The sequence below is a fragment of the Erythrobacter aurantius genome (assembly GCF_023823125.1).
Taxonomy (GTDB): Bacteria; Pseudomonadota; Alphaproteobacteria; order Sphingomonadales; family Sphingomonadaceae; genus Erythrobacter; species Erythrobacter aurantius.
Genome location: NZ_CP090949.1, coordinates 3,242,202 through 3,265,293, shown reverse-complemented (window position 1 = coordinate 3,265,293; position 23,092 = coordinate 3,242,202). Strand labels below are relative to the sequence as shown.

28 protein-coding genes are annotated in these 23,092 nt (G+C 62.1%); 16 read left to right on the top strand and 12 right to left on the bottom strand.

The genetic code is table 11. The features are described from left to right. Positions 1 to 169 precede the first annotated feature (169 nt). Both L1K66_RS15615 and L1K66_RS15610 read left to right on the top strand, forming a co-directional pair. Positions 170 to 739, top strand: a complete 570-nt coding sequence (locus L1K66_RS15615; RefSeq protein ID WP_252258707.1) for a YbhB/YbcL family Raf kinase inhibitor-like protein — start codon at positions 170 to 172, stop codon at positions 737 to 739. 49 nt (positions 740 to 788) lie between these two features. Next, positions 789 to 1,040, top strand: a complete 252-nt coding sequence (locus tag L1K66_RS15610; RefSeq protein ID WP_034955353.1) for an SWIB/MDM2 domain-containing protein — start codon at positions 789 to 791, stop codon at positions 1,038 to 1,040. 46 nt (positions 1,041 to 1,086) lie between these two features. Here L1K66_RS15610 and L1K66_RS15605 read toward each other — a convergent pair whose 3' ends face one another. From L1K66_RS15605 to dapD, 4 genes are all read right to left on the bottom strand, one after another. Continuing rightward, positions 1,087 to 1,488 (bottom strand): DoxX family protein, encoded by a 402-nt coding sequence (locus tag L1K66_RS15605; RefSeq protein ID WP_252258706.1) that lies wholly within the window; start codon positions 1,486 to 1,488, stop codon positions 1,087 to 1,089. After that, the gene (locus L1K66_RS15600) at positions 1,485 to 1,943 is read right to left on the bottom strand and encodes a cupin domain-containing protein (RefSeq protein ID WP_252258705.1); all 459 of its coding nucleotides are present in this window, start codon (positions 1,941 to 1,943) and stop codon (positions 1,485 to 1,487) included. The genes L1K66_RS15605 and L1K66_RS15600 overlap by 4 nt, the downstream gene beginning before the upstream one ends. Before the next feature lie 22 nt (positions 1,944 to 1,965). Continuing rightward, positions 1,966 to 2,118, bottom strand: coding sequence for a hypothetical protein (locus tag L1K66_RS15595; protein ID WP_252258703.1), 153 nt, complete (start codon positions 2,116 to 2,118; stop codon positions 1,966 to 1,968). An 81-nt stretch (positions 2,119 to 2,199) separates the two neighbouring features. Then, positions 2,200 to 3,036 (bottom strand): 2,3,4,5-tetrahydropyridine-2,6-dicarboxylate N-succinyltransferase, encoded by an 837-nt coding sequence (gene dapD / locus L1K66_RS15590; protein ID WP_252258701.1) that lies wholly within the window; start codon positions 3,034 to 3,036, stop codon positions 2,200 to 2,202. A 196-nt stretch (positions 3,037 to 3,232) separates the two neighbouring features. Between dapD and L1K66_RS15585 the strand changes: the two genes are divergently transcribed. Further along, entirely contained in the window at positions 3,233 to 5,671 is a 2,439-nt protein-coding gene (locus L1K66_RS15585; RefSeq protein ID WP_252258700.1) for a S8 family peptidase, read from the top strand. Positions 5,672 to 5,675: 4 nt separating this feature from the next. On the opposite strand, the gene L1K66_RS15580 is transcribed toward L1K66_RS15585, so the two are convergent. From L1K66_RS15580 to L1K66_RS15565, 4 genes are all read right to left on the bottom strand, one after another. Next, complete coding sequence (locus L1K66_RS15580; RefSeq protein WP_407931958.1) at positions 5,676 to 6,770, bottom strand: phosphotransferase family protein; 1,095 nt, start codon at positions 6,768 to 6,770, stop codon at positions 5,676 to 5,678. Then, complete coding sequence (locus tag L1K66_RS15575) at positions 6,770 to 7,858, bottom strand: Zn-dependent alcohol dehydrogenase (RefSeq protein ID WP_034955348.1); 1,089 nt, start codon at positions 7,856 to 7,858, stop codon at positions 6,770 to 6,772. The genes L1K66_RS15580 and L1K66_RS15575 overlap by 1 nt, the downstream gene beginning before the upstream one ends. Before the next feature lie 47 nt (positions 7,859 to 7,905). Continuing rightward, positions 7,906 to 9,240, bottom strand: a complete 1,335-nt coding sequence (locus L1K66_RS15570) for an acyl-CoA dehydrogenase family protein (protein ID WP_252258698.1) — start codon at positions 9,238 to 9,240, stop codon at positions 7,906 to 7,908. Between the two features lie 82 nt (positions 9,241 to 9,322). Continuing rightward, a complete protein-coding gene (locus L1K66_RS15565; protein WP_330221238.1) occupies positions 9,323 to 10,861 on the bottom strand; it encodes an MFS transporter in 1,539 nt (512 codons plus the stop codon). A gap of 123 nt (positions 10,862 to 10,984) precedes the next feature. Here L1K66_RS15565 and L1K66_RS15560 point away from each other — a divergent pair, with 123 nt between their 5' ends. From L1K66_RS15560 to L1K66_RS15550, 3 genes are all read left to right on the top strand, one after another. Beyond that, complete coding sequence (locus L1K66_RS15560; RefSeq protein ID WP_252258697.1) at positions 10,985 to 12,178, top strand: acyl-CoA dehydrogenase family protein; 1,194 nt, start codon at positions 10,985 to 10,987, stop codon at positions 12,176 to 12,178. 84 nt (positions 12,179 to 12,262) lie between these two features. Continuing rightward, the gene (locus tag L1K66_RS15555) at positions 12,263 to 13,402 is read left to right on the top strand and encodes an acyl-CoA dehydrogenase family protein (protein ID WP_252258696.1); all 1,140 of its coding nucleotides are present in this window, start codon (positions 12,263 to 12,265) and stop codon (positions 13,400 to 13,402) included. 14 nt (positions 13,403 to 13,416) lie between these two features. Next, positions 13,417 to 14,226 (top strand): SDR family oxidoreductase, encoded by an 810-nt coding sequence (locus tag L1K66_RS15550; RefSeq protein WP_034955344.1) that lies wholly within the window; start codon positions 13,417 to 13,419, stop codon positions 14,224 to 14,226. A gap of 210 nt (positions 14,227 to 14,436) precedes the next feature. On the opposite strand, the gene L1K66_RS15545 is transcribed toward L1K66_RS15550, so the two are convergent. From L1K66_RS15545 to L1K66_RS15530, 4 genes are all read right to left on the bottom strand, one after another. Then, the gene (locus L1K66_RS15545) at positions 14,437 to 15,864 is read right to left on the bottom strand and encodes a B12-binding domain-containing radical SAM protein (protein ID WP_252258694.1); all 1,428 of its coding nucleotides are present in this window, start codon (positions 15,862 to 15,864) and stop codon (positions 14,437 to 14,439) included. A 135-nt stretch (positions 15,865 to 15,999) separates the two neighbouring features. Further along, the gene (gene gmk / locus L1K66_RS15540) at positions 16,000 to 16,650 is read right to left on the bottom strand and encodes a guanylate kinase (RefSeq protein WP_252258693.1); all 651 of its coding nucleotides are present in this window, start codon (positions 16,648 to 16,650) and stop codon (positions 16,000 to 16,002) included. A 31-nt stretch (positions 16,651 to 16,681) separates the two neighbouring features. Then, on the bottom strand, positions 16,682 to 17,083 hold the full coding sequence (locus L1K66_RS15535; protein ID WP_252258691.1) for a hypothetical protein: 402 nt from the start codon (positions 17,081 to 17,083) through the stop codon (positions 16,682 to 16,684). Positions 17,084 to 17,114: 31 nt separating this feature from the next. Continuing rightward, the gene (locus L1K66_RS15530; protein WP_252258690.1) at positions 17,115 to 17,615 is read right to left on the bottom strand and encodes an SspB family protein; all 501 of its coding nucleotides are present in this window, start codon (positions 17,613 to 17,615) and stop codon (positions 17,115 to 17,117) included. A 137-nt stretch (positions 17,616 to 17,752) separates the two neighbouring features. On the opposite strand from L1K66_RS15530, the gene hisB reads away from it, so the two are divergent. From hisB to L1K66_RS15480, 10 genes are all read left to right on the top strand, one after another. Then, positions 17,753 to 18,370: an imidazoleglycerol-phosphate dehydratase HisB gene (hisB, locus tag L1K66_RS15525; protein ID WP_252258689.1), complete on the top strand. Its 618-nt coding sequence runs from the start codon at positions 17,753 to 17,755 to the stop codon at positions 18,368 to 18,370. Further along, positions 18,363 to 18,989 (top strand): imidazole glycerol phosphate synthase subunit HisH, encoded by a 627-nt coding sequence (gene hisH / locus L1K66_RS15520; protein WP_252258687.1) that lies wholly within the window; start codon positions 18,363 to 18,365, stop codon positions 18,987 to 18,989. The genes hisB and hisH overlap by 8 nt, the downstream gene beginning before the upstream one ends. Then, complete coding sequence (gene hisA, locus L1K66_RS15515; protein WP_252258686.1) at positions 18,986 to 19,714, top strand: 1-(5-phosphoribosyl)-5-[(5-phosphoribosylamino)methylideneamino]imidazole-4-carboxamide isomerase; 729 nt, start codon at positions 18,986 to 18,988, stop codon at positions 19,712 to 19,714. The genes hisH and hisA overlap by 4 nt, the downstream gene beginning before the upstream one ends. Beyond that, positions 19,711 to 19,890 carry a hypothetical protein gene (locus L1K66_RS15510; protein ID WP_252258685.1) on the top strand — a complete coding sequence of 60 codons (180 nt, stop codon included), beginning with the start codon at positions 19,711 to 19,713 and terminating at the stop codon, positions 19,888 to 19,890. Before hisA ends, L1K66_RS15510 begins: the two co-directional genes overlap by 4 nt. After that, entirely contained in the window at positions 19,887 to 20,651 is a 765-nt protein-coding gene (gene hisF, locus L1K66_RS15505; RefSeq protein ID WP_252258683.1) for an imidazole glycerol phosphate synthase subunit HisF, read from the top strand. The genes L1K66_RS15510 and hisF overlap by 4 nt, the downstream gene beginning before the upstream one ends. 15 nt (positions 20,652 to 20,666) lie before the next feature. Next, the gene (locus L1K66_RS15500) at positions 20,667 to 20,981 is read left to right on the top strand and encodes a phosphoribosyl-ATP diphosphatase (RefSeq protein WP_034955335.1); all 315 of its coding nucleotides are present in this window, start codon (positions 20,667 to 20,669) and stop codon (positions 20,979 to 20,981) included. A gap of 2 nt (positions 20,982 to 20,983) precedes the next feature. Continuing rightward, a complete protein-coding gene (locus L1K66_RS15495; RefSeq protein ID WP_034955334.1) occupies positions 20,984 to 21,361 on the top strand; it encodes a histidine triad nucleotide-binding protein in 378 nt (125 codons plus the stop codon). Positions 21,362 to 21,456: 95 nt separating this feature from the next. Then, entirely contained in the window at positions 21,457 to 21,912 is a 456-nt protein-coding gene (locus L1K66_RS15490) for a YbgC/FadM family acyl-CoA thioesterase (RefSeq protein WP_252258681.1), read from the top strand. A gap of 2 nt (positions 21,913 to 21,914) precedes the next feature. Further along, positions 21,915 to 22,634 carry a protein TolQ gene (gene tolQ / locus L1K66_RS15485; protein ID WP_252258680.1) on the top strand — a complete coding sequence of 240 codons (720 nt, stop codon included), beginning with the start codon at positions 21,915 to 21,917 and terminating at the stop codon, positions 22,632 to 22,634. Next, positions 22,634 to 23,080: an ExbD/TolR family protein gene (locus tag L1K66_RS15480; RefSeq protein WP_252258678.1), complete on the top strand. Its 447-nt coding sequence runs from the start codon at positions 22,634 to 22,636 to the stop codon at positions 23,078 to 23,080. The genes tolQ and L1K66_RS15480 overlap by 1 nt, the downstream gene beginning before the upstream one ends. The last annotated feature ends 12 nt before the right edge of the window (positions 23,081 to 23,092 follow it).

Here is a 23,092-nt window from a genome sequence, read left to right as displayed (position 1 = left end):
TTGCAAACTGCAAGCGAACGAGCTTGTCCACGACCAAAAAAGCCGGGACTGTGTTTGAATTCGTTCACATTTCGCGGGGTTTTCCCCAGAAGCGGGGGCAAATCCCGGCGATCTCCCTCGTTTTGGGCATCTGTTCCGACTAGCAACGAGGTCATGGAAAGACAGAATCATGCCTGACCTGCCCGAATGGCTTGCGCCCAAACTGCCCCCGGCGGCGCGTCACCCCGGCCTTGCAATTGCAAGCCTGGGGGATGCCAAGACGCTTGGGCGTGGCGGGTTCGCACTGACCAGCCCGGCTTTCGATTCCGGTGAAGCGCTCGACCCGTGTTTTACTGCCGAGGAAGAAGATGCCGTTGCTCCTCCGCTGGAGTGGAGTGCGCCCCCTCCCGGATCGCAGGAACTGATCATTATCGTCGAAGACGCTTCGAGCGCCGGCGATACTCCTGCGTGCCATTGGCTGGTGTGGGGACTGCCGGGCCAGAAGGGAAAGCTTCTCGAAGGCGAAGTACCACCTCGTGCAGGGAAGAATGCGCTCGGCAATTCCGAATGGCTGCTGCCCGCTCCGCCCGAAGGCGAGACGCGCCACTACGTATTCCAGATTTTCGCAACCGAACTACCTTTGACGCTGATGCCCGGAGCAAGTCGCGACGACGTGCTGGGCGCGATCAAGGGCTTTGTTACCGGTTGCGCCGTGATCCACGCGCCTTACACCGGCGGTTCTGCCGATGACGAGGCGTAGGAAGATGAAGATTTCTGACAACCTGCCATAACATCAAGGGAGACTAACCATGGCTGGCAAAACGAATGCACTGCAGAAGCCGGTGCAACTTTCGGGCGACCTCGAAGCGGTGATCGGCAAAGGCCCGATGACCCGCGCCGAAGTGACTTCGAAGGTGTGGGAATACATCAAGGCCAACGGCCTGCAGGATTCGAAGGACAAGCGTCAGATCAATCCCGACGCCAAGCTGGGCGCAGTGATCGGCAAGGACCAGATCTCGATGTTCAAGATGACGGCTGCTGTTTCCAAGCACCTCAGCTAAGAGGCTTTGCCTCAAACGGCAGGCCAGTGGCGCTGTTTCCTGACGGTTACGCGTTGCTGGCCTTCCGCCGCAGGGGGATTTCCCCTGCCCATAATGCCCACCCGATGATGATTGGTTGGGCGATCATGCGCGGAATGTGATAGCCAAGGCCTAAGCCTTGATCTTCGCGCGCCATATCCATGATGAAATGATTGATGTTCGCAGGCCATACGCACAGCGCGTATAGGGCAAGGCCAATCCCCCCTGCGCGCCGCAAAGCCGGGCTGAACGGCTGCACAAGCGCGATGGCGCCGAGAATCTCGGCAATACCCGTCCAGAACACGATGGCTTCGGGATAGGGGATCGCTGCTGGCATGATCGACAGGAAAGGCGTCGGCTGCGCAATGTGCATGTAGCCGGCAAAGGCATAAAAAGCGGCCAGAAGCAGGCGAAGCGCGGTTCGGATCATGATTGTTCCTTCTTGCCCGGTTCCCATCCGGGGGCCGCAAGCACAAAGCCCGCGAAATCGAATCCCGGCACGACAATGCAGCTGACCAAAGTATAGCCATGATCGGATTCTGGCGCAGGTGACGCACTGGCAGCCTGCCATGCTCCTGCCGGGACTATGCCCTGCAGACATTGGCCATCCGCAATGTCACGGCCAAGCGTTACTTTCCGCACCGGTCCGATATCGGTCTGTGCGATTGACAGTTCGAGTGGATCGCCATCCTGCCAGAGCCAGAGCTCATCCGCATCGACCTTGTGCCAATGCGATGCTTCGCCGGATTTGAGAAGGAACAGGATCGCCGTTCCTCTTGCGCGACCTTCGTTGTCAGGCTCTGCCCGCCAGGTTTCGCGGTACCATCCACCCTCGGGATGGGGCGCCAGTTGCAAACGCTCGATAAGACGGTCGGCGTTTGTCATCCGGCATTTGTCCTTGGCGTCTTCAGTTCGAAAGCGCCGGAATGATCCATACGATCGACATCGCGACGATAGCGATCAGCAATCCGATGCCGAGTACATAGCGCATATAGCCCGTTGTATGTGCAGCGCGTGCGTCGTCGTCTTCGATGTGGATGGGTTCGTTTTGTTCGGCCATGGGGGCTCCCTTGATTGTTGGTCCTATTGATCAACGGGAGTACCTTGGTCCTGTTCCTGAATCGTAGTGGCCGGGCGTGGCTCAGTCGCGCAAAAGTTCGTTGATTCCGGTCTTGGAGCGGGTCTGCGCGTCAACGGTCTTGACGATCACGGCGCAATAGAGCGAGGGGCCGGGTGAACCGTCTGGCAGAGGCTTGCCGGGCAGGTTGCCGGGCACCACGACGGCATAGGGCGGGACTTCGCCCATGTGCACTTCGCCGGTGGCGCGATCGACGATCTTTGTCGATGCGCCCAGATACACGCCCATCGAAAGCACAGCGCCTTCGCCTACACGGACACCTTCGGCCACTTCGGCGCGCGCGCCGATGAAGGCTCCGTCGCCGATGATGACGGGTTCCGCCTGCAGCGGCTCAAGCACGCCGCCAATCCCCGCACCGCCCGAAATATGGACGTTCGCGCCGATCTGCGCGCAGGAGCCGACGGTGGCCCAGGTGTCGATCATCGTGCCTTCGCCGACATAGGCTCCAATGTTCACGAAGCTGGGCATGAGCACCGCGCCCTTGCCGATGAAACTGCCGCGCCGCACGACCGCGCCTGGGACCACACGAAATCCGGCTTCCCGAAACCGGCTTTCGCCCCAACCCGCGAACTTGATCGGCACCTTGTCATAGGCTGTCTCGCCGCCCGCAGCGGTTTCCATCACGCGGTTGTCGTTCAGGCGGAACGACAACAGCACTGCTTTCTTGAGCCACTGGTTGACTTTCCAGCCCCCATTGCCGTCAGGCTCTGCCACGCGGACTTCGCCATTGTCGAGCATGGTCAGCGCCTCTCCGACAGCGTGGCGGACATCGCTGCCAGGGGTGATCTCGCTGCGGTTTTCCCAAGCTTCTTCGATCTGGGAGATAAGGCTGTCGGTCATGCTGGTTTCCGTTGGAGCGGCGCGTAGGCCGGTTGGTTCTGATGAAAGCTGCTAGCGAGAGCCGCATTGCACGGCAAGGGCGTTGCGCGAACCGCTGCTGAGTTCGGCCATAAGTCATTGTGCCGAGGGGCTTGTAAGAAGTGCTGCCATCTGACTATGACTAGGGTGCTGGGGGTAGTGGTGAAGGAAGACGATTATGCCCGAGACCTCCGGGACTTATCCAACATGCGATTTCGACGGGCAGCCGATCGGCTCCGAGCCACCGATATGTGAACCAGACGCTCCGATCCGCTGGAAAGTGGTCGCAGCGGCTGTCGCCTGCGCGGCGCTGAGCGCATGCGGAGGCGGGGGTGGCGGTATGCCGCCGATGACCATGCTGCCACCCCCTCCGCCTCCTCCGCCGCCTCCTCCTCCGCCACCTCCTCCCACGACCAATTTCGACACTGCGGAATTCCGGCGTTCGGACGGGCCGGGTTTTCATGGCGCAATCGAGGCCTGGCAGGACGGCGCAACCGGATCGGGCGAAATCATCGCTGTTATCGACAGCGGCATCGACAGTGACAGCCCCGAATTTGCCGGGCGGGTGCACCCGAATTCGCGTGATGTCGCAGGCAGCCGGGGCGTCGATCCCGAAGACGATCACGGCACCAATGTCGCACTCGTCGCGGCGGCAGCGCGCAACAACAGCGGCGTGCTGGGCATCGCTTTCGACGCTCAGGTATTGGCGATTCGTGCGGACACGCCCGGTTCTTGCGGATCAGACACACCGCAAGACCCGACACTCGGCTGCACTTTCAGCGACGCCAACATTGCCGCGGGGCTGGATCTTGCGATCTCGTCAGGCGCGACAGTCATCAATCTTAGCCTCGGCGGCAGCCCGGCAACTTCGCAATTGCGCAATGCCGTCGGCCGGGCCGCAGCTGCGGGCATTGTCGTGGTGATTTCCGCAGGGAATGGCGGCGATGGAAGCGAGCCGGGGATCGACCCCAATCAACCCGATCCGTTTGCCACCAGCCTGCTCGAAGTGGGGGGCGGAAATGTCATCATTGTCGGCTCGATCGACGAAGACGGGGCATTTTCCGACTTCAGCAACCGCGCGGGCAATTCTGCAGCGTCCTTTATCTCTGCGAGGGGCGAAAGGATTTGCTGCGTCTACGACAATGGCGAGCTGTTTGTCGAAACCATTGATGGCCAGCAATTCGTCACGCTGTTTTCCGGCACCAGCTTCGCAGCACCTCAAGTCGCCGGGGCGGTCGCGCTGCTGGCGCAGGCGTTTCCAAATCTGACAGGCGAAGAGATCGTCGAAATCCTGTTGGCCACCGCCCGCGACGCGGGGGCGACTGGAACGGACAATGTGTTCGGCACCGGCATTCTCGACATCGCCCGCGCGTTTCAGCCACAAGGGACGACAACGCTCGCAGGGACAGGATCGGCGCTGGCGCTGGTCGATGACTTCGCGATCGGTTCGGCGGCAATGGGCGACGCATTGTCTGGTGCGACGATCAGCACGATCGTTACCGATCGCTATGACCGGGCCTATAGCGTCGACCTCACCGGGCAAACCCGCAACGCCGCGCAGGTCCAGCGGCTGCAAGGCGCGGTCGGGCGCGGTGGTCTGACCCGGGCAGCCGGTAATGAAACGCTGGCGCTGGCGATCACGGTAGGCGAAGGCCCGCGCGCCGCTGGGCTTGGCTGGTCGGAGGCGCTGCAACTCACCCCTGATGATGCGCTGGGTGCGCGCGTGCTTGCGGCTCGGGTGGCGGCGCGCATTGCGCCCGACATGCAGGTGGGTTTCGCGGTGTCGCAAGGTGCGAGCGGCCTTGTCGCCCAATTGCAGGGAGCGGAACGACCAGCGTTCCTGATTGCACCCGAAGCGGGGCGTGATGCCGGCTTCCTCGAAAGCAGCGAGCTCGCCTTCGCAACTCGACACGAGGTCGGGGCCTGGGGGATCACGGTATCGGCAGAGCGTGGCCGGGCTTGGCTGGGTGACAATCGCCGTGCGAGCGATATCATGTTTGGCATTCGCGAGCGTCGTCCTACTTCGACATTCAGCCTTGCTCTGGATCGCAATTGGCAGGGGCTTGACGCATCCGCCGCACTAACGCTGCTGTCGGAAGAGGGCACGCTGCTGGGCGCGCATTTCAATCCGGCTTTTGGTCTTGAGGGCGCCGATACGGTGTTCCTTGATGGCCGGTTCGGCTACTCGATCGCCCCGAACTGGCGAGTTGGGGCGGCTTATCGTGCCGGCTTTACCGCTCCGCGCGGAGGATCGTTGATCGGTGCCGGGTCGCAAGTGGAAACCCGGGCGTGGTCTTTCGATGTAACCCGGCGTGGCAATTTCTTCAGCGGGGACAGCATAGGCCTGCGCGTAAGTCAGCCTGTGCGGGTAGCAGCGGGAGCGATCCAGTTCGATCTTCCGGTTGGCTATGACTATGCTACCGAAAGCGCGATCTTCGGACGGCAGAGCCTCTCGCTCGCCCCGGAAGGGCGCGAGATCATGAGCGAATTCAACTGGAGCGCGCAGTTGCCGTTCGGGCGGGTATCAACCAGCGTCTTCTACCGCAGCGAACCGGGGCATTTCCAGAATGCCCCGGATGATATCGGCGCGTTGATTACGCTCGGATCGTCATTCTGACGGCCTATTCGGGCATTCCGGCGGCGCGGGCGAACATGTAGGCCCGCTCAACCAATGGCGCCACTCGCTCGCTCATGGCTTGCGCATGGGCGGACGATGCGGTGCCGTCGATCACGCGCTTCTTGATGCCCTGCATGATCCCGGCGAGGCGGAACAAATTGTAGGCGAAGTACCAGTCCATCGGCGGAACCGGGTATCCCGTGCGTGCGACATATCGCTCGACCGCTTCGTCCTGTGAGGGGATGCCCAGTTCTTCCAGATTCAATCCGAGCAGTCCCGCGCGCCCATCGGCAGGATTGTGCCAGTTGAGCATCAAATAGCTGAAGTCCGCGATCGGATCGCCCAGCGTCGACAGTTCCCAGTCGAGCACGGCAATGATGCGGTTTTCGGTCTTGTGGAAGATCACATTGTCGAGCCGGTAATCGCCATGCACCACAGAGGATTCATGCTGCGGCGGGATGGTTTCGGGCAGCCATTCGATCAGCCGCTCCATCTGCGGCATGTGCTCGGTTTCGGAAAGTTTGTACTGCTTCGACCAGCGCGCGATCTGGCGTGCGCAGTAATCGGTTGGCTTGCCATAGTCGCCCAGCCCGATCTGGTCCGGCTTGTTCAGATGCAGGTCCGCCATCGTGTCGATCAGCGAATGGTAGATTTCGCGCCGTTGTTCGGGCGTGCAGCCGGGCAGCGCACCGTTCCAGAGCGAACGGCCATCGGCCATGCTCATCACGAAGAATTTTGACCCGATCACCTCCGGATCCTCGCACAGCCCGTAGGTGCGCGGCACGGGGAATCCGGTCGGGTAAAGGCCCGTCATCGCGGTGTATTCGCGGTCCACCGCATGCGCACTGGGCAGGAGCTTGCCGAATGGCTGGCGACGCAGGACGTAGTTTGTCCCCGGTGTTTCGATCTTGTAGGTCGGGTTGGACTGGCCACCCTTGAACTTGGTGTAACTGATCGGCCCTTCGAACCCTTCGACATTGGCTTCGAACCACTGTGTCAGCCGATCAAGATCGAGCTTGTCGCGCTCGGTCACCTCGACCGTGCCCACCATTTCCTTGTCGAAATCGATATCGGGCATCCCCATGGTGTTCTTGCTCATCAGTCGAACACCACCACGCTGCGTGCGGAATGGCCGGCGCGCATCTTGTCAAAGCCGGAATTCACATCCTCAAGGCTGATCCGCTCGGCGATGATTGTGTCGAGATCAAGCAGGCCGCGCATGTAGAAGTCGACGAGGCGCGGCAAGTCCACCGGGAAGTGGTTCATGCCCATGATCGCGCCCATCAGCTTCTTGCCGCCTAGCAGGTCCATCGCGCCAAGGCCGACTTTGCAGTCCAGCGGCATCATGCCGAGGATGACAGCCGTGCCGCCTCGGCGCAGTGCCGCCACCGCCAGATCCGCCGACGCCTGACGTCCGACTGCTTCGATCCCCCAGTCGACACCGCCGTTCGAAATCGCCATGATTTCCTGCACCACGCCATCGGCGAGGGCATCGACAGTGTGCGTCGCGCCCAGCACTTCGGCCAAGGCACGCTTTTCGGGCAGGGGATCGGCGGCGATGATCTTGCCGGCACCGGCGATCTTGGCTGCGTTGATTGTCGCAAGGCCGACACCGCCGCAACCGACCACCAGCACGCTTTCGCCCGGCGTCACATTACAGGCGTTGAAGATCGTGCCGGCCCCTGTCGTCACCGCGCATCCGATCACGGCGGCACGATCCAGCGGCATGTCCTTGTCGATCGCGACGCAGGCGTTTTCGTGGATCAGCATCTGTTCCGACAATGCCGACAGGTTGAGCATCTGGTTGACCGGATCGCCACCCGCACGAGTGATGCGCGAGCCTTCGCCCTTGCCCCGGCGGGTGTTGCCGCCAAGGCAAAGCGCCATGCGCCCGGTGACGCAGAATTCGCACTGGCCGCAGAACGCGCTGAGACAGGAAACCACGTGATCGCCCGGCTTCACTGACCGTACTTCCGATCCGACCGCGCGCACCACACCCGCGGCCTCATGGCCGGGGATGCAGGGGAGCGGATGCGGATAAGCACCGTCGATGAAGTGCAAGTCCGAATGACACAGGCCGCAAGCCTTGGTGTCGATCAGGACTTCGTGCGGGGCGGGGTCGGCATATTCGACCTCGCCAATCACCAGGCCTTGACCCGGCGTTTCAAGGATTGCGGCTTTTGCCATGTCTGGCTTCCTCTCTCAGCAGGTTCTTGTCGGAAGGGGTGGGGCGCTCAGCGAGCGACCCCCATGTCCCCCGAGCTGAACGAGCCACCGTCATTCGCCGGAGCCGAGCCATTGCGCAGGGCATTGGCGCTCGGTCCCGCTTCGGGCACGTGCTTGCCAATTTCCATGCGGGCGATGGAACGGGCGTGCACTTCGTCCGGCCCGTCGGCAAGGCGCAGCGTGCGCATGTGCGCATAGCTTGCGGCAAGGCCATAGTCGTCCGAAACGCCGCCACCGCCATGCGCCTGGATCGCATCGTCGATGATCTTCAACGCCATGTTGGGTGCCTGCACCTTGATCATGGCGATTTCCTGCTTGGCCGACTTGTTACCGACCTTGTCCATCATGTCGGCAGCCTTGAGGCACAGCAGGCGGGTCATGTCGATGTCGATACGGGCGCGCGCAACGCGCTCTTCCCAGACCGAATGCTTGTAGATCGGCTTGCCGAACGCCTCGCGCTCTTGCAGGCGGCGGCACATCTTGGCCAGCGCTTCTTCGGCAACGCCGATGGTGCGCATGCAGTGGTGAATACGGCCCGGCCCGAGGCGACCCTGAGCGATCTCGAACCCGCGCCCTTCGCCCAGCAGCATGTTGCTGGCCGGAACGCGTACGTCCTTCAGTTCGATTTCCATGTGGCCGTGCGGTGCATCGTCATAGCCGAACACCGGCAGGTGGCGCAGGATGTTCACACCCGGCGCATCGAGCGGCATGAGGATCATGCTTTGCTGAGCATGGCGTTGGGCGCTGAAGTCGGTTTTGCCCATGACGATGGCGACCTTGCAACGCGGATCGCCCGCACCTGATGACCACCACTTGCGCCCGTTGATGACGTATTCGTCGCCATCGCGCTCGATCCGGGTTTCGATATTGGTCGCGTCGGACGATGCGGTGAAGGGTTCCGTCATCAGGAAGGCCGAACGGATTTCGCCGTTCATCAGCGGACGCAGCCACTGCTCCTTCTGCTCCCGCGTGCCATAGCGGTGGAACACTTCCATGTTGCCAGTGTCGGGGGCGGAGCAGTTGAACACTTCCGATGCCCAGCCGATGCGGCCCATTTCCTCGGCGCAGAGCGCGTATTCGAGGTTGGTGAGGCCCGGCCCTTCGAATTCGAAGCTGTCATCGACATGGTGATGGCTGTCGTTGCGGGGCGGCATGAAGAGGTTCCAGATGCCCGCATCCTTGGCGAGCTTCTTCTTGTCTTCGATGATCTGGATCACCTTCCAGCGATCGCCTTCGGCATCCTGCGCCTTGTAGGTGTCGATATTGGGGCGAACGTGCGCTTCGATAAAGTCGCGCACGCGATCGCGCCAATAGGCCTGGCGTTCTGTCGGTTCGAAATCCATGGGGATAATCCTCTCTCAGTCCTGAAATGCAATCGAATCTGTCGGGCCGACCGTGGCAGAGCCTTGTGCCCGCGCCAAGCTCTCATTTGTGGCTGTGCGCCTCTTGTTCTTGTGATGCCCTGCGCGCCGCCAATGCCGCCACACGGGCTTCGTGATCTTCCCGCCTGATCGGGAACCGGCCAAGCCAGTAGGCGGCGATCAACGCCAGCACAATCGAGACGCCGCCATACATCAGGATGATGTCGCTTATGACTTCCTGCGGGACTTCCCCCGGTGCGGCGTCGCTCGAAAGTTGTGACATCCGGATGATCTGCCCGGTCAGGAAAATGCCAAGCCCGGTCGCACATTTCTGCACCAGCCAGTTGCCGGAATAGAAAGCCCCTTCGGCACGCCGGCCGGTACGCTCCAGATAGGCTTCGACGATCTCCGCGATCATCGAGCTGGCGGAAATCATCACAACGATCCCCATTGTGTTCGCGAACACCAGGAAGGTGAAATACAGCCCGGTTGATCGAGTGGTGCCCACCTCCGGCCAAAGCCCGCCCAGCAGCAGCAAATAGGGAAGCAGGAACAGACCCAGCGATACCAGCGCCGATACAGCCGCACTTTTCGGTTTTCCGAGATGCTTGTGCATCGGGCTGACGATGAAGAACATCAGCACCACCGAAAAGAACAGGATGACGGGATAAAGCTGCAAGGCAATCCGATCGAACTGCCAGACAAACACGTTGACGTAGTTCGAGATCGAAAACGTCATCCCCTGACTGACATAGGCCGCCAGTCCGCCCGCTGCGAAGATCAGAAACGCGCGTTCGCTGAAAGCTTCGATAATTTCGGAGAATGCGCCTTTCAGGCTGAAAGGCTCAGGCTTGGTTTCCGGAAGATGCGCGACCAGACGATGCTGGCCCAGCGCCGAGCCCAGCACAGACACTGCCATCAGGATCGCGCCAAATGTGCCAAATGCGACATAGCCGTCGCGTTGCAGCAGGCCTTCGGGGCCGGGCATGAAGACGGTGTAAGCGAGCATCATCATCAGGATGCCGCCGAACCAGCCTGACAGGTAGCGATAGCGAAACAGCGTCGTGCGTTCGTCGTAATCTGCGGTGATTTCGGGAAGCAGCGATACCGAAGGTACCTCGCAAGCCGAAAGCAGCACTCGCACCACGATGGCAATTCCGACCAGACCGAGGAAGCTGGGCGCTTCCGACCCCGGCGGAGACCACATGACGACCCATGCAAAGGCCAGGGGTATCGGCGCGGCGTAGAGCCATGGAAGCCTGCGACCCCATCGCGTGTAGGTGCGATCGGACAGATTGCCGAGGATCGGATCGATCACCGCATCCACTAGCAGTGCGATCAGGAGGGCGAGGCTGACCAGCCCCGCATCCATTCCCAGAACCTGATTGTAGAACAGCAGCAGGAAGAAGCTGAAGCCCGAATCCTTGACCCCGAATGCCACCGCTCCAAAGCCGTGGATCAGTTTCAGGCGTGCCGGAACTTTGCCTTCGACAAAGCTCACGCGGTCGCGCTCCTGTGCGCGATCATGTTCTGCCGAAACTGCGCGAATCCGGTCATTCTGGCTCTCCCAAACCTTGACCCGAACGTAAGCTCGCGGCTGCATCCGTCAACGGAATCCCGCTGACGCTACGGCATGCGTGCCTATCGTAACGGTGCTTGCGGGCGCTCGCGAAATCACGATAACGTAAGCGTTAAGTGAGAGCCAATTTGAGAGGAGTCGGCTGCAATGTCCGATCTGGAAACCTTCCGCACTGAAACGCGCGCATGGCTGGAGGCGAACTGCCCGCCGGAAATGCGCGAACCTGCCCGCGATGACAGCGATGTGTACTGGGGCGGCCGCAAGGCCACTTTCAAGAACGATGCGCAAAAGGCATGGTTCGAAGCCTGCCGGGACAAGGGCTACACCGTCCCGTCCTGGCCCAAGGAATATGGCGGTGCAGGGCTGAACCCCGCCGAAGCCAAGATCCTGCGTCAGGAAATGAGCCGTATCAACGCCCGCCCGCCGCTCAGCTCGTTCGGCATCTGGATGCTTGGCCCGGCATTGCTGAAATTCGGCACCGAAGGGCAGAAGCAGCGCTTCCTCAACGAAATCGCGCGCGGCGAAATCCGCTGGTGTCAGGGCTATTCCGAACCGGGCAGCGGCTCCGACCTCGTTTCGATGCAGACATTCGGCGAGGACAAGGGCGATCACTGGATCGTCAACGGCCAGAAGATCTGGACTTCCTATGCCGATCACGCCGACTGGATTTTCTGCCTCGTCCGCACCGACAAGAACGACAAGTATCAGGGCATCACCTTCATGCTGTTCGACATGACCAGCGAAGGCGTGTCGACCAAGCCAATCCTGCTGATCAGCGGCAACAGCCCGTTCTGCGAAACCTTCATGGACAATGTGAAGGTGCCCAAGAGCTATGGCGAGGACATCCCCGGCTATGTCGGCCAGATCAACCGCGGTTGGGACGTGGCCAAGTATCTGCTCGGCCATGAGCGCGAGATGATTTCCGGCATGGGCGGCGGTGAACGCACCGCAGCCATCGGTTCGGCGATGAAGCGTCACGCGGCGAAAACCGGTGACGAGATCGACCCGGTGCTGCGCAGCGAATTGGCGCTGTTCGATGTCGATGCGCTGGCTTTCACCGCGATGGCTGAAAAGTTCATGGACGAGATGAAGGCGGGCAAGGGCCATCCGGCGCAGCCCAACATGATGAAATACGTCGGGACCGAACTGAACAAGCGCCGCCACGAGCTGATGATGTCGGCCGGTGGTTCGCGCAGCCTCGAATGGGAAAGCGACGAAACCGGCGGGGGCAAGCCTTCGCGCAACTGGCTGCGGACCAAAGCGAACTCGATCGAGGGCGGCACCAGCGAAGTCATGCTCAACGTGATTTCGAAGCGCATTCTCGACCTGCCGGGCGCCTGAGGTCTCCACCAAGAACAAGGGCCGCGTTCCGTGATCGGGATGCGGCCCCGATAACGACATTCCGAGAGAGGAACGAGGCACACCATGCCCCTTTATCACACCGAAGATCAGGCCATGCTGGCCGACACCGCCGCCGGTTTCATGGCCGAGGAAGGCAATATCGCCAAGCAGCTGCGCCATTGGCGCGATCGCAATTGCAAGGACGCCTTCGGCCACGGCCTGTGGAAGCAGTTCGCCGAGCTGGGCTTTACCGGCATGCTTCTGGACGAAGACGATGGCGGGCTGGGCATGGGCCATGTCGAAGCCGGGATCGTGCTTGAAGAGATCGGCCGCAACCTCACCCCGTCGCCGTTCCTGACCTCCTCCGTGCTGGCCGCGACCGCGCTCAAGCACGGCGGAGCCGCGATCAAGGACCGGTATCTGCCCGGCCTCATCGAAGGCGAGAGCGTGTTTGCCGTCGCGATCGACGAAACCGCCAAGCACCGTCCGGGCCGCATCACCTGCCGCGCCGAGAAGTCGGGCAACGGTTTCCGCCTGACCGGCGCCAAGAGCTTCGTCATCCACGGTGCCAGCGCCGACATGCTTGTTGTCGCCGCCCGCACCAGCGGCGCGGATGAGGACGAGGACGGGATAACCCTGTTTGCCGTGCCCAAGGACGCGGCCAACATGAACCATGATCCGGTCCGCCTCGTCGACAGTTCGATGGCAACGCACACGAAGTTCGACGGGGTCGAGCTCGATGGCGATGCCGTGATCGGCGAAGTCGACGGTGGCCGCGAAGTGCTCAACGCCATGCTCGCCGCCGGGCGTATCGGTGCCGCTGCCGAAGGCGTCGGCGTCGCGCGCGGGGCGATGGACATGACGATCGACTACCTCAAGCAGCGCAAGCAGTTCGGCAAGCTGATCGGTGAATTCCAGGCGCTTCAACACCGCGCCAGCCACCTCTATTCCGAAGTCGAAATCGCCCGTGCGGTGACGATCAAGGCGCAGCAATTGCTCGACGAAGGCGCCGAAAGCGCGGAGCTGATGACATCCGTTGCCAAGGCCAAGGTCGCCAAGGCTGCTGGTCTCGCCGTCAAGGAGGGCGTGCAGATGCACGGCGGCATCGGCATGACCGACGAATACGACATCGGCCTGTATATGAAGCGCGACCGGGCGCTCCAGGAATTCCTCGGCGATGCCTATTTCCACGCCAATCGCGTCGCGCAGTTGAGCGGCTACTAAAGGGATACCGACCAATGGACATTCAATCACTCTTCAGCCTCGAAGGGCGCGTTGCGCTCGTCACCGGCGGTTCGCGCGGCATCGGCAAGATGTTCGTCGAAGGCCTGCTCGCCGCCGGTTGCGCCCGCGTCTACATCTCGGCCCGCAAGGTCGAGCAGATGCAGGAAACCATCGACGAATTCGGCGCCGATAAGGTCATTGGCATCCCCGCCGACCTGTCGCAGATGGACGGCATCCAGTCGCTCGCCGACGAAATGGCCAAGCGCGAGGACAAGCTCGACATCCTCATCAACAACGCCGGAGCGGCGTGGGGGCAACCCTATCTCGAATTCAACGAGGCGGGCTGGCACCGCACGATGGACCTCAACGTCAAGACTCCTTTCTTCCTCACGCAAAAGCTGCACAACCTGCTGGTCGCAGGCGGCAAGGGCGATCACCCGGCCAAGGTGATCCATGTCTCCTCCATTGATGGCCAGCGGATCAACCCGTGGGAAACCTACGCCTATCAGGCTTCCAAGGCGGGCGTCATCCAATTGACCCGCCGCATGGCCGCGCGGCTGATCCAGGACAACATCGTTGTCACCTCGATCGCGCCGGGCGCCTTTGCCAGCGAGATGAACAAGGCCGCCAAGAACGCGCCCGACGCATCGGCATCGATGATCCCGGCCAAGCGTATCGGCAGCCCCGAAGACATGGCCGCCGCCGCGATCTACCTGTGCAGCCGCGCGGGCGACTATGTCGTCGGCGAAACGCTGACCGTGGATGGCGGCGTCGTCAACGCGGCGCTTCCGTCGATGTTCAACGATCCCGCCGGACACGGTTGAGAGTAGCAGACCGACTTCACACTTGCACAAAATGCAAGTTGATGAAGTGCATGCTAGGGGCTCTCTTTTCCAAAGGGGTGCCCCGGAAACGCCAAAAGCCCCGCTTGGCAGGCGGGGCTTTTTCGTTTGGCTTTGCTGTCCACGATTTGAAAGAACCGACGCCAGCCTAACCTATTGTGGCGATGTAGGAAAACGCCGAATGCCGCCGCATCAGACTTCGATCCGGTCGACCGCCTCGACCCGTTCGCTCCTGTGGCCCGAGGCGCGATCCGCCGCCTTTGTAACCCGCGACAGCACCGCTTCGAGCAGCGGCGTCATCACATCAAGCCGCCGCGCGTTGATCACCATATCCCATAGCGGTTCGAACTTCTTCCAGCCTGCCGCATAGAAGAAATGCTTCGCCTGATGTTTCAGCGACTGATGGCCCGATGCACCCGCAAACACATTCGCCCAGCTGTAGAAATCGCGATAGGCGCGGTCATACCCGTCTTTCAGCTCCTGCGCGCTTAGCCGCATCGGCTCGAACACAACCTGCCTAGTGTCGTAGCGATCCCAGTCCCTGCTCGTAATGCGTCCCTGTTCCTCCATGCGCTGAAACAGGCGGGTTCCCGGATACGGCGTCTGGATGTGAAAGGTCGCGGTCGTGATCCCGTTCGACACCGCCCAGTCCACCGTGCGATCAAACACGTCAGGCCCGTCGTCATCCATGCCGAACACGAACGATCCGTTGATCATGATCCCCAGATCGCTGAGCCGCCTTGCCACCGCCTCGTAATCGCGCGCCAGATTCTGTTTCTTGTTGCTGGCTTTCAGATTGGCCGGACTGAACGTTTCAAAGCCGACAAACAGGCTGCGCAGCCCCGCTTCTGCCGCCTGTTCGATCAGGTCACCGCGCAGCACGCTGTCAACGGTGGCCGCCCCCTGGAACAGCCGCCCCATGCCGCTCATGCCTTCGAACAATCCCGATGCGAAGCGGCGATTGCCAAGCAGATGATCATCCAGAAAATACAGGTGCCGTCCCGGCAGCCGGTCAATCTCGGCCAAGGCCTCGTCGATCCGCTGGGTGTAGAACGAGCGGCCCCCTTCGAAGAAGGCATCCTTGTAGCAGAAATCGCAATGCTGGGGGCAGCCGCGCGTGACGACGATCGAGTTCGGCACAAGATAACGTTCGCGCTTGATCAGATCGCGCCTGACCGGCGGAATGCCTTCGATCGTTCGCCCATCGCCGGACACATATACGGCGCATGCGTGCCCCGCCGCGAAGTCTGCGAGAAATTCGGGAAAGGTCTGCTCCCCCGGACCGATGAAAATCGTGTCGGCATGCTGCGCCGCTTCATCGGGGAGCGAGGTCACATGCAGCCCGCCCAGAATGACGTAGCACCCGCGCGCCCGGTACAGATCGGCTAGCGCATAGGCGCGATAGGCATTGGTGATGTAGACTTGGATGACGACCAGATCGGGCTGATCGTCGGTCTGCAGCGTTTCGACATGATCGTCGACCAGTTCGACGTCCCAGTCATCCGGCAGGAACGACGCCAGCGTCGCAAGGCCCAGCGGCGGAGACAGGGAATATTTGATTGGCCGCCAGAACGGGCTCTTTGCCTCGGTCAAAGCCGGCAGGATCATCTTGACCTTCATGTGCGCCCCCGTCCCGGCTTCGCATTACGCCTGCCAGTGACGGTGTTGTACATGAAAATCCTGTTGCGCCAATGGCTTGGGTAGTGGGCCGGTACAGACTTCGACGGTGAAACCCGCCCGAACTACCCCAACAACCTACCCCATCAATTCGCGCACAAACGGGATCAGCCCGGTCTGCCGCTTGCGGCGCATGCGCTCCGCGTCGAGCACTTCGCGCACGCGGGCAAAGCATTCGCTAATGTCATCGTTGATCACGACGTAATCATATTCGGCCCAGTGGCTGATTTCGGCGCGGGCGCGTTCCATGCGGGAATCTATGACTTCGGCGGAATCCTGTGCCCGGCTTTCCAGCCGGCGGCGCAATTCGTCGAGACTGGGCGGCAGCACGAAAACGGTGACGACGTCCTGATCGTCCTTCTGCTTCAATTGCTGTGTGCCCTGCCAGTCGATGTCGAACAGGTAATCCTGTCCGCGCTTCAACCCTTCGCGGATCGCGCCCTTGGGCGTGCCGTAACGGTGGCCAAAGACCTGCGCCCATTCGTAGAAATCGTCTTCTGCCACCATCGCGTCGAACTGCGCGTCGGACACGAAATGATAGTCCACCCCGTCACGTTCACCCGGACGCGGCGGGCGGGTGGTGGCGGAAACCGACAGCGTGATTTCCGGATCCTGTTCCAGCAGCATGCGCGAAAGCGTGGTCTTGCCCGCGCCAGAGGGGGAAGACAGGATGAACAGCAGGCCGCGCCGCGCCAGCTTGTCCGTCGATTTGAAGGAATGATCGCCCATAGGCCCCGTTGCCGCAAATGGGGCACGGAAATCAAGTGTCCTTATCGGCCCCTTGGCTGGTCGGGCGTTGCCGACCCTTTCTGCGGCGGACAGCCTTGCCGCGATCATACAGCGTCTTCAGCACCAGCCCTCCCGTCACCAGCGCCAGCCCCGGCACCGATCGGGTCGCCAGACGGCTGGCCCCGTAGAGGCCCAAAGTCGTCAGCATCGAACGCCCGTCGAGCACTTTCCGCTCTTCCTCGCTGCTGTGCGCGCTGGCTTTCACGACCTGCCGTTCCACCTTTTGGCGCAGCAAGGTGGACGCGCCGAGCAACACGATGTCGGCGATCACGAGATTGGTCGTCGGATTGTCGCTTGGCAGCGGCAGGCGGCGCGGCGGCTTCTGCGCGGATTCTGGCGCGGACGTTTCCTTGTCGGAGGCTTTCCTTGTCATGGTGCCTCGAAGTCTCCCTGCGACCTTGCGGCTATTTCTTGCGGCCGAAATCGACCGTCACGACATTGGAGCCGTCGCCGCCATCGCCATCGGGCTTGCCGCCCTGCGGTTCGGCATCGTTTTCGGCAATGTCGTGTTCTTCGGGCGCCAGTTCGTTCACCGACGCCTGGAACTGCAAACCGAAATCCACCGCCGGATCGACGAAAGCGGTGATCGCGGCATAGGGAATTTCCAGCTTCGCCGGGATCTGGTTGAACGACAGGCCGACCGAAAACCCGGTTTCCTGCACGTCGAGGTCCCAGAACTTGTTCTGGAGCACGATCGTCATTTCATCGGGAAACCGTTCACGCAGGTGAGCCGGGATCGACACGCCCTGTGCGCCCGTCTTGAACGTGATGTAGAAATGATGGTTGCCGGGAAGCTCGCTCCCCCCGCGCTCGATCTCGCCGAGCACGCGCCCGACAACGGCGCGGAGCGCTTCCTGGACGATCTCGTCATACGGGATCAGGCTGTCTGGCGTGTCATCTGTCATTATGCGCTGAATCGTGGAGCGAGCCGCGTCGCTGGTCAAGCGTTTCGTGAAGGGTCGTGGCGATTGTCCGAACGGTAAGCGCATTTGCCGCGCCGCAGGTGCTTGCACCGTGCACACGGGCGCTTATAGCCGCAGCCATGACAGACCTCTCCGCAAGCAGCCCCCGCACGGGCACGATCAGCCGCAACACCGCCGAAACCGGGATCGCGATCAGCGTGAATCTGGACGGCACGGGCACCTATGACATTTCGACCGGGATCGGCTTTCTCGATCACATGGTCGAACAGTTTTCCAAGCATTCGCTGATCGACGTGACGATGAAGGTCGATGGCGATCTGCATGTGGATCAACACCACACGACAGAGGATTCGGCGATTGCGCTGGGTCAGGCGATTGCGGATGCGCTGGGCGACAAGGCCGGGATCGGGCGATATGGCGCGGCCTATTCGCCGATGGACGAAACGCTTAGCCGCGTCGCGCTCGACATTTCGGGGCGGCCCTATCTGGTGTGGAAAGCGGGCTTCACCCAGGAAAAGCTGGGCGAATGGGATACCGAGCTGATCGAGCACTGGTTCCATTCCGTCGCGCAGAGCGCCGGGCTGACGCTGCATATCGAGCTGCTGTACGGCACCAACAACCACCACATCTGCGAAAGCATCTACAAAGGCTTTGCCCGCGCAATGCGGATCGCGGTCGAACGCGACCCGCGCAAGGGCAGCGCGATCCCCAGCACCAAGGGGCAACTCGGTGGCTGAAATCGTCGCCCTCGTGGATTACGGCGCGGGCAATCTCCATTCGGTGCACAACGCGCTGAAGGCGGTTGGGGCGGATGTCGTCGTTACCGCCGATGCCGATGTGGTGCGCGCGGCGGACCGGATCGTGCTGCCGGGCGTGGGGGCGTTCAAGGCTTGCGCGGATGGCCTCAATGCGGTCCCCGGAATGGTCGAGGCGCTGACGGAGCGCGTCTATCACGGCGGCGCGCCGTTCCTTGGCATTTGCGTGGGCATGCAATTGCTCGCCACCCGCGGGCTCGAATTCGGCAGCCACAAGGGGCTCGGCTGGATTCCGGGCGAGGTGCGGCTGATCACCCCGCATGATCCCGCGATCAAGGTGCCGCACATGGGCTGGAACGATGTCGCCGTTATGCCGCACGCGCGCGGCCATGACGTGATCGAGGAAGGCGAGGCCTATTTCCTCCATTCCTACCACTTCGTCGCCGAAGACCCGCATCACGTCGCCGCGTTGACCGATCACGGCGAAGGCCTTGTCGCCGCGGTATCACGCGGCAATATCTGCGGGGTGCAATATCACCCTGAGAAAAGTCAGGCCTATGGCCTCGCGACGCTCACCCGTTTTCTGGAGTGGAAGCCTTGATCGTATTTCCTGCCATCGACCTCAAAGGCGGCGAAGTCGTGCGGCTGGCCGAAGGCGACATGGATCGCGCGACCGTTTACGGGGACAACCCGGCGGCTCAGGCCATGCTTTTTGCCGAGGCCGGGGCCGAGCATCTGCACGTCGTCGATCTCGACGGCAGCTTCGCCGGCGAGGGCCGCAACGCGCAAGCGGTGCAGGCGATCATCGAAGCATTCCCCGGCTACGTCCAGCTGGGAGGCGGCATCCGCGATGCAGCGGCGGTGGAAGGCTGGTTCAACATGGGCGTGGCGCGGGTGGTGATGGGCTCCGCGGCGCTCAAGAACCCGGACTTCGTCAAGGAAATGGCCCGCGAATGGGAAGGCGGCATCGTCGTCGCGGTGGACGCGAAGGACGGCATGGTCGCGACCGAAGGCTGGGCCGAAGTGTCCGACGTGCCCGTCGTGGACTTGGCACGCCGTTTCGAGGACGCAGGCGTCGCCGCGCTGCTGTTCACCGATATCGGCCGCGACGGGCTGCTCAAAGGCGTGAACATCGACGCTACGGTGGACTTGGCGCGGCGGGTGGACATTCCGGTGATCGCCAGCGGCGGAGTAAAGGGCCTGTCCGACATCCACGTCCTGTCGATCCACGCGCATGAGGGGATCGAAGGCGTGATCACAGGCCGCGCGCTGTACGAGGGCAAGCTGGACCTGGCGGCGGCAATCCAGATGGGGGCGCGGGGATGAGTTTGCGTCGTCACGAGGATTTGATCGTTTTTGTCATCTGCGGTTGTGGGGTGATCGGGTTCTGGATGGACAAAGTGCCCGGTTGGTTGATGATTTCAATGATCTTCGCAGGTGCCCTTCGCCGGATTCACAAGGGTGGCGGTGTCGAGGCAATCCGTAAGGGGTGGCCCAAATGACCGTCCGCATCCGTGTCATCCCCTGTCTCGACGTTGCCGATGGGCGCGTGGTCAAGGGCGTCAACTTCGTCGATCTCAAGGATGCCGGCGATCCGGTCGAACAGGCGCGCGCCTATGACGAGGCGGGGGCGGATGAGTTGTGCTTTCTCGATATCTCCGCCAGCCACGAAGGGCGCGGGACGCTGCTTGATATTGTCCGGCGCACGGCGGAAGTGTGCTTCATGCCGCTGACCGTGGGTGGCGGGGTGCGCAGTGTCGAGGATGCCCGCGCGCTGTTGCTCGCGGGTGCGGACAAGGTCGCGATCAATTCCGCTGCCGTGGCGCGGCCCGAACTGGTCGAGGAAATCGCCGCCAAATTCGGCAGCCAATGCGTCGTCGCCAGTGTCGATGCCCGGCGCACACCGCGCGGAAACTGGGAAATCTTCACCCACGGCGGGCGCAAGCCCACCGGTATCGACGCAGTCGAATATGCGGTGAAGGTGGCGGAGCTGGGCGCGGGCGAGTTGCTGGTGACGAGCATGGATGGCGACGGCACGCAGCGCGGCTATGACCTCGATCTCACCGCCACCATCGCCGACAGCGTCAGCGTGCCTGTCATCGCCAGCGGCGGGGTCGGCACGCTCGATCACCTTGTCGAAGGGGTGACAAAGGGCAAGGCGAGCGCGGTGCTGGCCGCATCGATCTTCCATTTCGGCACCCACTCGATCAGCGAGGCGCACAAGGCGCTCCGAGAAGCAGGCTTGCCCGCGCGCGGTGTTTGAGAGAGAAGCGCCCGCATGAACACCCTATCCCGCCTCGAACAGACCATCGCCGCGCGCCGCGCCGCTTCTCCGGAAGAATCCTACGTCGCGAAACTGAATGCGAAAGGCCTGCCCAAGATCGCGCAGAAGCTGGGCGAGGAAGCGACCGAAGCCGTGATCGCCGCCGTTTCCGGCTCTAACGAGGAACTGGTGAGCGAAAGCGCCGACCTGCTGTTTCACCTGCTGGTGCTGTTGAACGCAAAAGGCGTCAGCCTCGACCACGTGCTGGCCGAGCTTGACCGGCGCGAGGGGCTTTCCGGCCTTGAGGAAAAAGCGAACAGGAAAGACTGACGATGCCCATCGACCCGACGCTGCCCTATGATGACAACAACATCTTCGCGAAAATCCTGCGCGGGGAAATTCCCTGCAACAAGGTGTATGAGGATGACTGGGCCTTCGCCTTCGAAGACATCAACCCGCAGGCAGAAATTCACACGCTGGTGATCCCCAAGGGGCGCTATGTCAGCTGGGACGATTTCAGCGCGAAGGCATCGGATGCAGAAATCGGCGGCTTCATCCGTGCCGTGGGCGAAGTGGCCCGGATGAAGGGCCTGGTGGAGCCGGGATACCGCCTGCTCGCCAATATCGGCGCGCATGGCGGACAGGAAGTGCCGCATCTGCATGTGCATGTGTTCGGCGGTCAGCCATTGGGGCGGATGATCGCTCGCTAGGCACGGCTCGGCACCCAATAGGCGGGTTATGCGCCGGGCATAAAAACTCATACTTGCCGCGCGACTCTTCGCTGCGCTAATGCCGCGCCGGACACATGGTCGTACTTCCTCCTCTTCCCGGCGGCATCTTTGATGGCCCGCGCCACCTGTACGGCGTGCGGGTCTATTACGAGGACACCGATCTTTCGGGGATCACCTATCACGCCAATTACCTGCGCTGGTTCGAACGCGCGCGATCAGACCTGTTGCGGATGCTGGAGATAGACCAGCGCGCCGCCATCGAGGCGGGCGACGGGGCCTATGCGGTGTCGGAAATTCACCTCCGATACATCCGCCCGGCGAGATTGGACGACGACGTGGTTATAGAAACGACCTGCACCGAACTGGGCGCGGCTAGTTGCCGGATGCACCAGATTGCGCGCCGGGGCGATCAGGAACTGTGCGAGGCCAGCTTGCGCGTGGGTTTCATCTCGCTCGAAGGCCGCCCCCGGCGCCAGCCTGCTCAGTGGCGCGCGGCGTTTCGGCAATTCATGGACAGAGAGGACAAATAAGAGTGCCCATTGACCTGATGAGTGCAGCGGCAGGCGTGGCGGCCCCGGTGGCTGGCCCGACGCGGCTCGATCCGATCGAACTGTTTCTTCAGGCCGATATCATCGTGCAGGCGGTGATGGTGGGGCTGATCCTCGCCAGCATCTGGACCTGGGCGATCATCATCTCTTTCACGCTGCGGATCGGCGGATTGAACCGCAAGTCGCGCGATTACGAGGCGAATTTCTGGGACACCAAGGATCGCGAAGCCGCGCTGAGCAAGAAGATGCGCGGCGAAGTGCCTTCGGCGCGGGTCGCGGGGGCGGGGCTGGACGAATGGAAGCGTTCGACACGGGCCACGCCGGTGGATCGCGACGCCACCCGCCAGCGCATCGGCGCGGCGATGGAAAGCCAGGTCGCGGCAGAGGCGGATGATCTGGCGAACAAGCTGAACTTCCTTGCCACCACCGGATCGGTCGCGCCGTTTGTCGGCCTGTTCGGCACGGTGTGGGGCATCATGAATAGTTTCTTCCAGATCGGCGCGCAGCAGAGCGCATCGCTCGCCGTGGTCGCACCGGGCATTGCCGAGGCGCTGTTTGCCACCGCAATCGGCCTGTTCGCGGCCATTCCGGCGGTGATCGCCTACAACCGGTTTTCCAATTCGGTGAACCAGTACGAAGCGCGCCTGCAACGCTTCGCCGACAAGGTGCACGCGGGCCTCAGCCGCGAACTGGATCGCGTGTAATGGGGATGGGGGTTTCATCCTCCTCCCGCCGTGGCAAGCGTTCGCGGAGGGCGGCGATGGCGGAAATCAACGTCACTCCGCTGGTGGACGTGATGCTGGTGCTGCTGATCATCTTCATGGTGACGGTGACTCTGCCGGCTGTCGGCGTGCCGATCGAACTGCCCGAAAGCCGCGCCAATGCCGTCGAGGAAACGCCGACGCAGGTGACGATCAGCATCGATGGCGAAGGCCGCGTCTATGTCGAGAACGAAAGGATCGCGGCGGGCGCGCTGCCAGAGGCGCTGGCGGCGATCAATCGCACCGGATCGGGCGAATTGCCCACGGTGGTGCTGCGCGGTGATCGCAGTCTCGACTATGGCAGGGTGATGGCGGTGATGGGAGAATTGGGCCGCGCAGGCTTCACTTCCATCTCGCTGGTCACCGACGGTTCAGTTACTCCGCCATAGCGAGTGGCTGTA

Excerpts from the sequence above, each read along its gene's own strand:
- L1K66_RS15615 (WP_252258707.1), top strand. The coding sequence starts at position 170 with ATGCCTGACCTGCCCGAATGGCTTGCGCCCAAACTGCCCCCGGCGGCG.
- L1K66_RS15610 (WP_034955353.1), top strand. The coding sequence starts at position 789 with ATGGCTGGCAAAACGAATGCACTGCAGAAGCCGGTGCAACTTTCGGGC.
- L1K66_RS15605 (WP_252258706.1), bottom strand. The coding sequence starts at position 1,488 with ATGATCCGAACCGCGCTTCGCCTGCTTCTGGCCGCTTTTTATGCCTTT.
- L1K66_RS15600 (WP_252258705.1), bottom strand. The coding sequence starts at position 1,943 with ATGACAAACGCCGACCGTCTTATCGAGCGTTTGCAACTGGCGCCCCAT.
- L1K66_RS15595 (WP_252258703.1), bottom strand. The coding sequence starts at position 2,118 with ATGGCCGAACAAAACGAACCCATCCACATCGAAGACGACGACGCACGC.
- dapD (WP_252258701.1), bottom strand. The coding sequence starts at position 3,036 with ATGACCGACAGCCTTATCTCCCAGATCGAAGAAGCTTGGGAAAACCGC.
- L1K66_RS15585 (WP_252258700.1), top strand. The coding sequence starts at position 3,233 with ATGCCCGAGACCTCCGGGACTTATCCAACATGCGATTTCGACGGGCAG.
- L1K66_RS15580 (WP_407931958.1), bottom strand. The coding sequence starts at position 6,770 with ATGAGCAAGAACACCATGGGGATGCCCGATATCGATTTCGACAAGGAA.
- L1K66_RS15575 (WP_034955348.1), bottom strand. The coding sequence starts at position 7,858 with ATGGCAAAAGCCGCAATCCTTGAAACGCCGGGTCAAGGCCTGGTGATT.
- L1K66_RS15570 (WP_252258698.1), bottom strand. The coding sequence starts at position 9,240 with ATGGATTTCGAACCGACAGAACGCCAGGCCTATTGGCGCGATCGCGTG.
- L1K66_RS15565 (WP_330221238.1), bottom strand. The coding sequence starts at position 10,861 with ATGCAGCCGCGAGCTTACGTTCGGGTCAAGGTTTGGGAGAGCCAGAAT.
- L1K66_RS15560 (WP_252258697.1), top strand. The coding sequence starts at position 10,985 with ATGTCCGATCTGGAAACCTTCCGCACTGAAACGCGCGCATGGCTGGAG.
- L1K66_RS15555 (WP_252258696.1), top strand. The coding sequence starts at position 12,263 with ATGCCCCTTTATCACACCGAAGATCAGGCCATGCTGGCCGACACCGCC.
- L1K66_RS15550 (WP_034955344.1), top strand. The coding sequence starts at position 13,417 with ATGGACATTCAATCACTCTTCAGCCTCGAAGGGCGCGTTGCGCTCGTC.
- L1K66_RS15545 (WP_252258694.1), bottom strand. The coding sequence starts at position 15,864 with ATGAAGGTCAAGATGATCCTGCCGGCTTTGACCGAGGCAAAGAGCCCG.
- gmk (WP_252258693.1), bottom strand. The coding sequence starts at position 16,650 with ATGGGCGATCATTCCTTCAAATCGACGGACAAGCTGGCGCGGCGCGGC.
- L1K66_RS15535 (WP_252258691.1), bottom strand. The coding sequence starts at position 17,083 with ATGACAAGGAAAGCCTCCGACAAGGAAACGTCCGCGCCAGAATCCGCG.
- L1K66_RS15530 (WP_252258690.1), bottom strand. The coding sequence starts at position 17,615 with ATGACAGATGACACGCCAGACAGCCTGATCCCGTATGACGAGATCGTC.
- hisB (WP_252258689.1), top strand. The coding sequence starts at position 17,753 with ATGACAGACCTCTCCGCAAGCAGCCCCCGCACGGGCACGATCAGCCGC.
- L1K66_RS15510 (WP_252258685.1), top strand. The coding sequence starts at position 19,711 with ATGAGTTTGCGTCGTCACGAGGATTTGATCGTTTTTGTCATCTGCGGT.
- hisF (WP_252258683.1), top strand. The coding sequence starts at position 19,887 with ATGACCGTCCGCATCCGTGTCATCCCCTGTCTCGACGTTGCCGATGGG.
- L1K66_RS15500 (WP_034955335.1), top strand. The coding sequence starts at position 20,667 with ATGAACACCCTATCCCGCCTCGAACAGACCATCGCCGCGCGCCGCGCC.
- L1K66_RS15495 (WP_034955334.1), top strand. The coding sequence starts at position 20,984 with ATGCCCATCGACCCGACGCTGCCCTATGATGACAACAACATCTTCGCG.
- L1K66_RS15490 (WP_252258681.1), top strand. The coding sequence starts at position 21,457 with ATGGTCGTACTTCCTCCTCTTCCCGGCGGCATCTTTGATGGCCCGCGC.
- L1K66_RS15480 (WP_252258678.1), top strand. The coding sequence starts at position 22,634 with ATGGGGATGGGGGTTTCATCCTCCTCCCGCCGTGGCAAGCGTTCGCGG.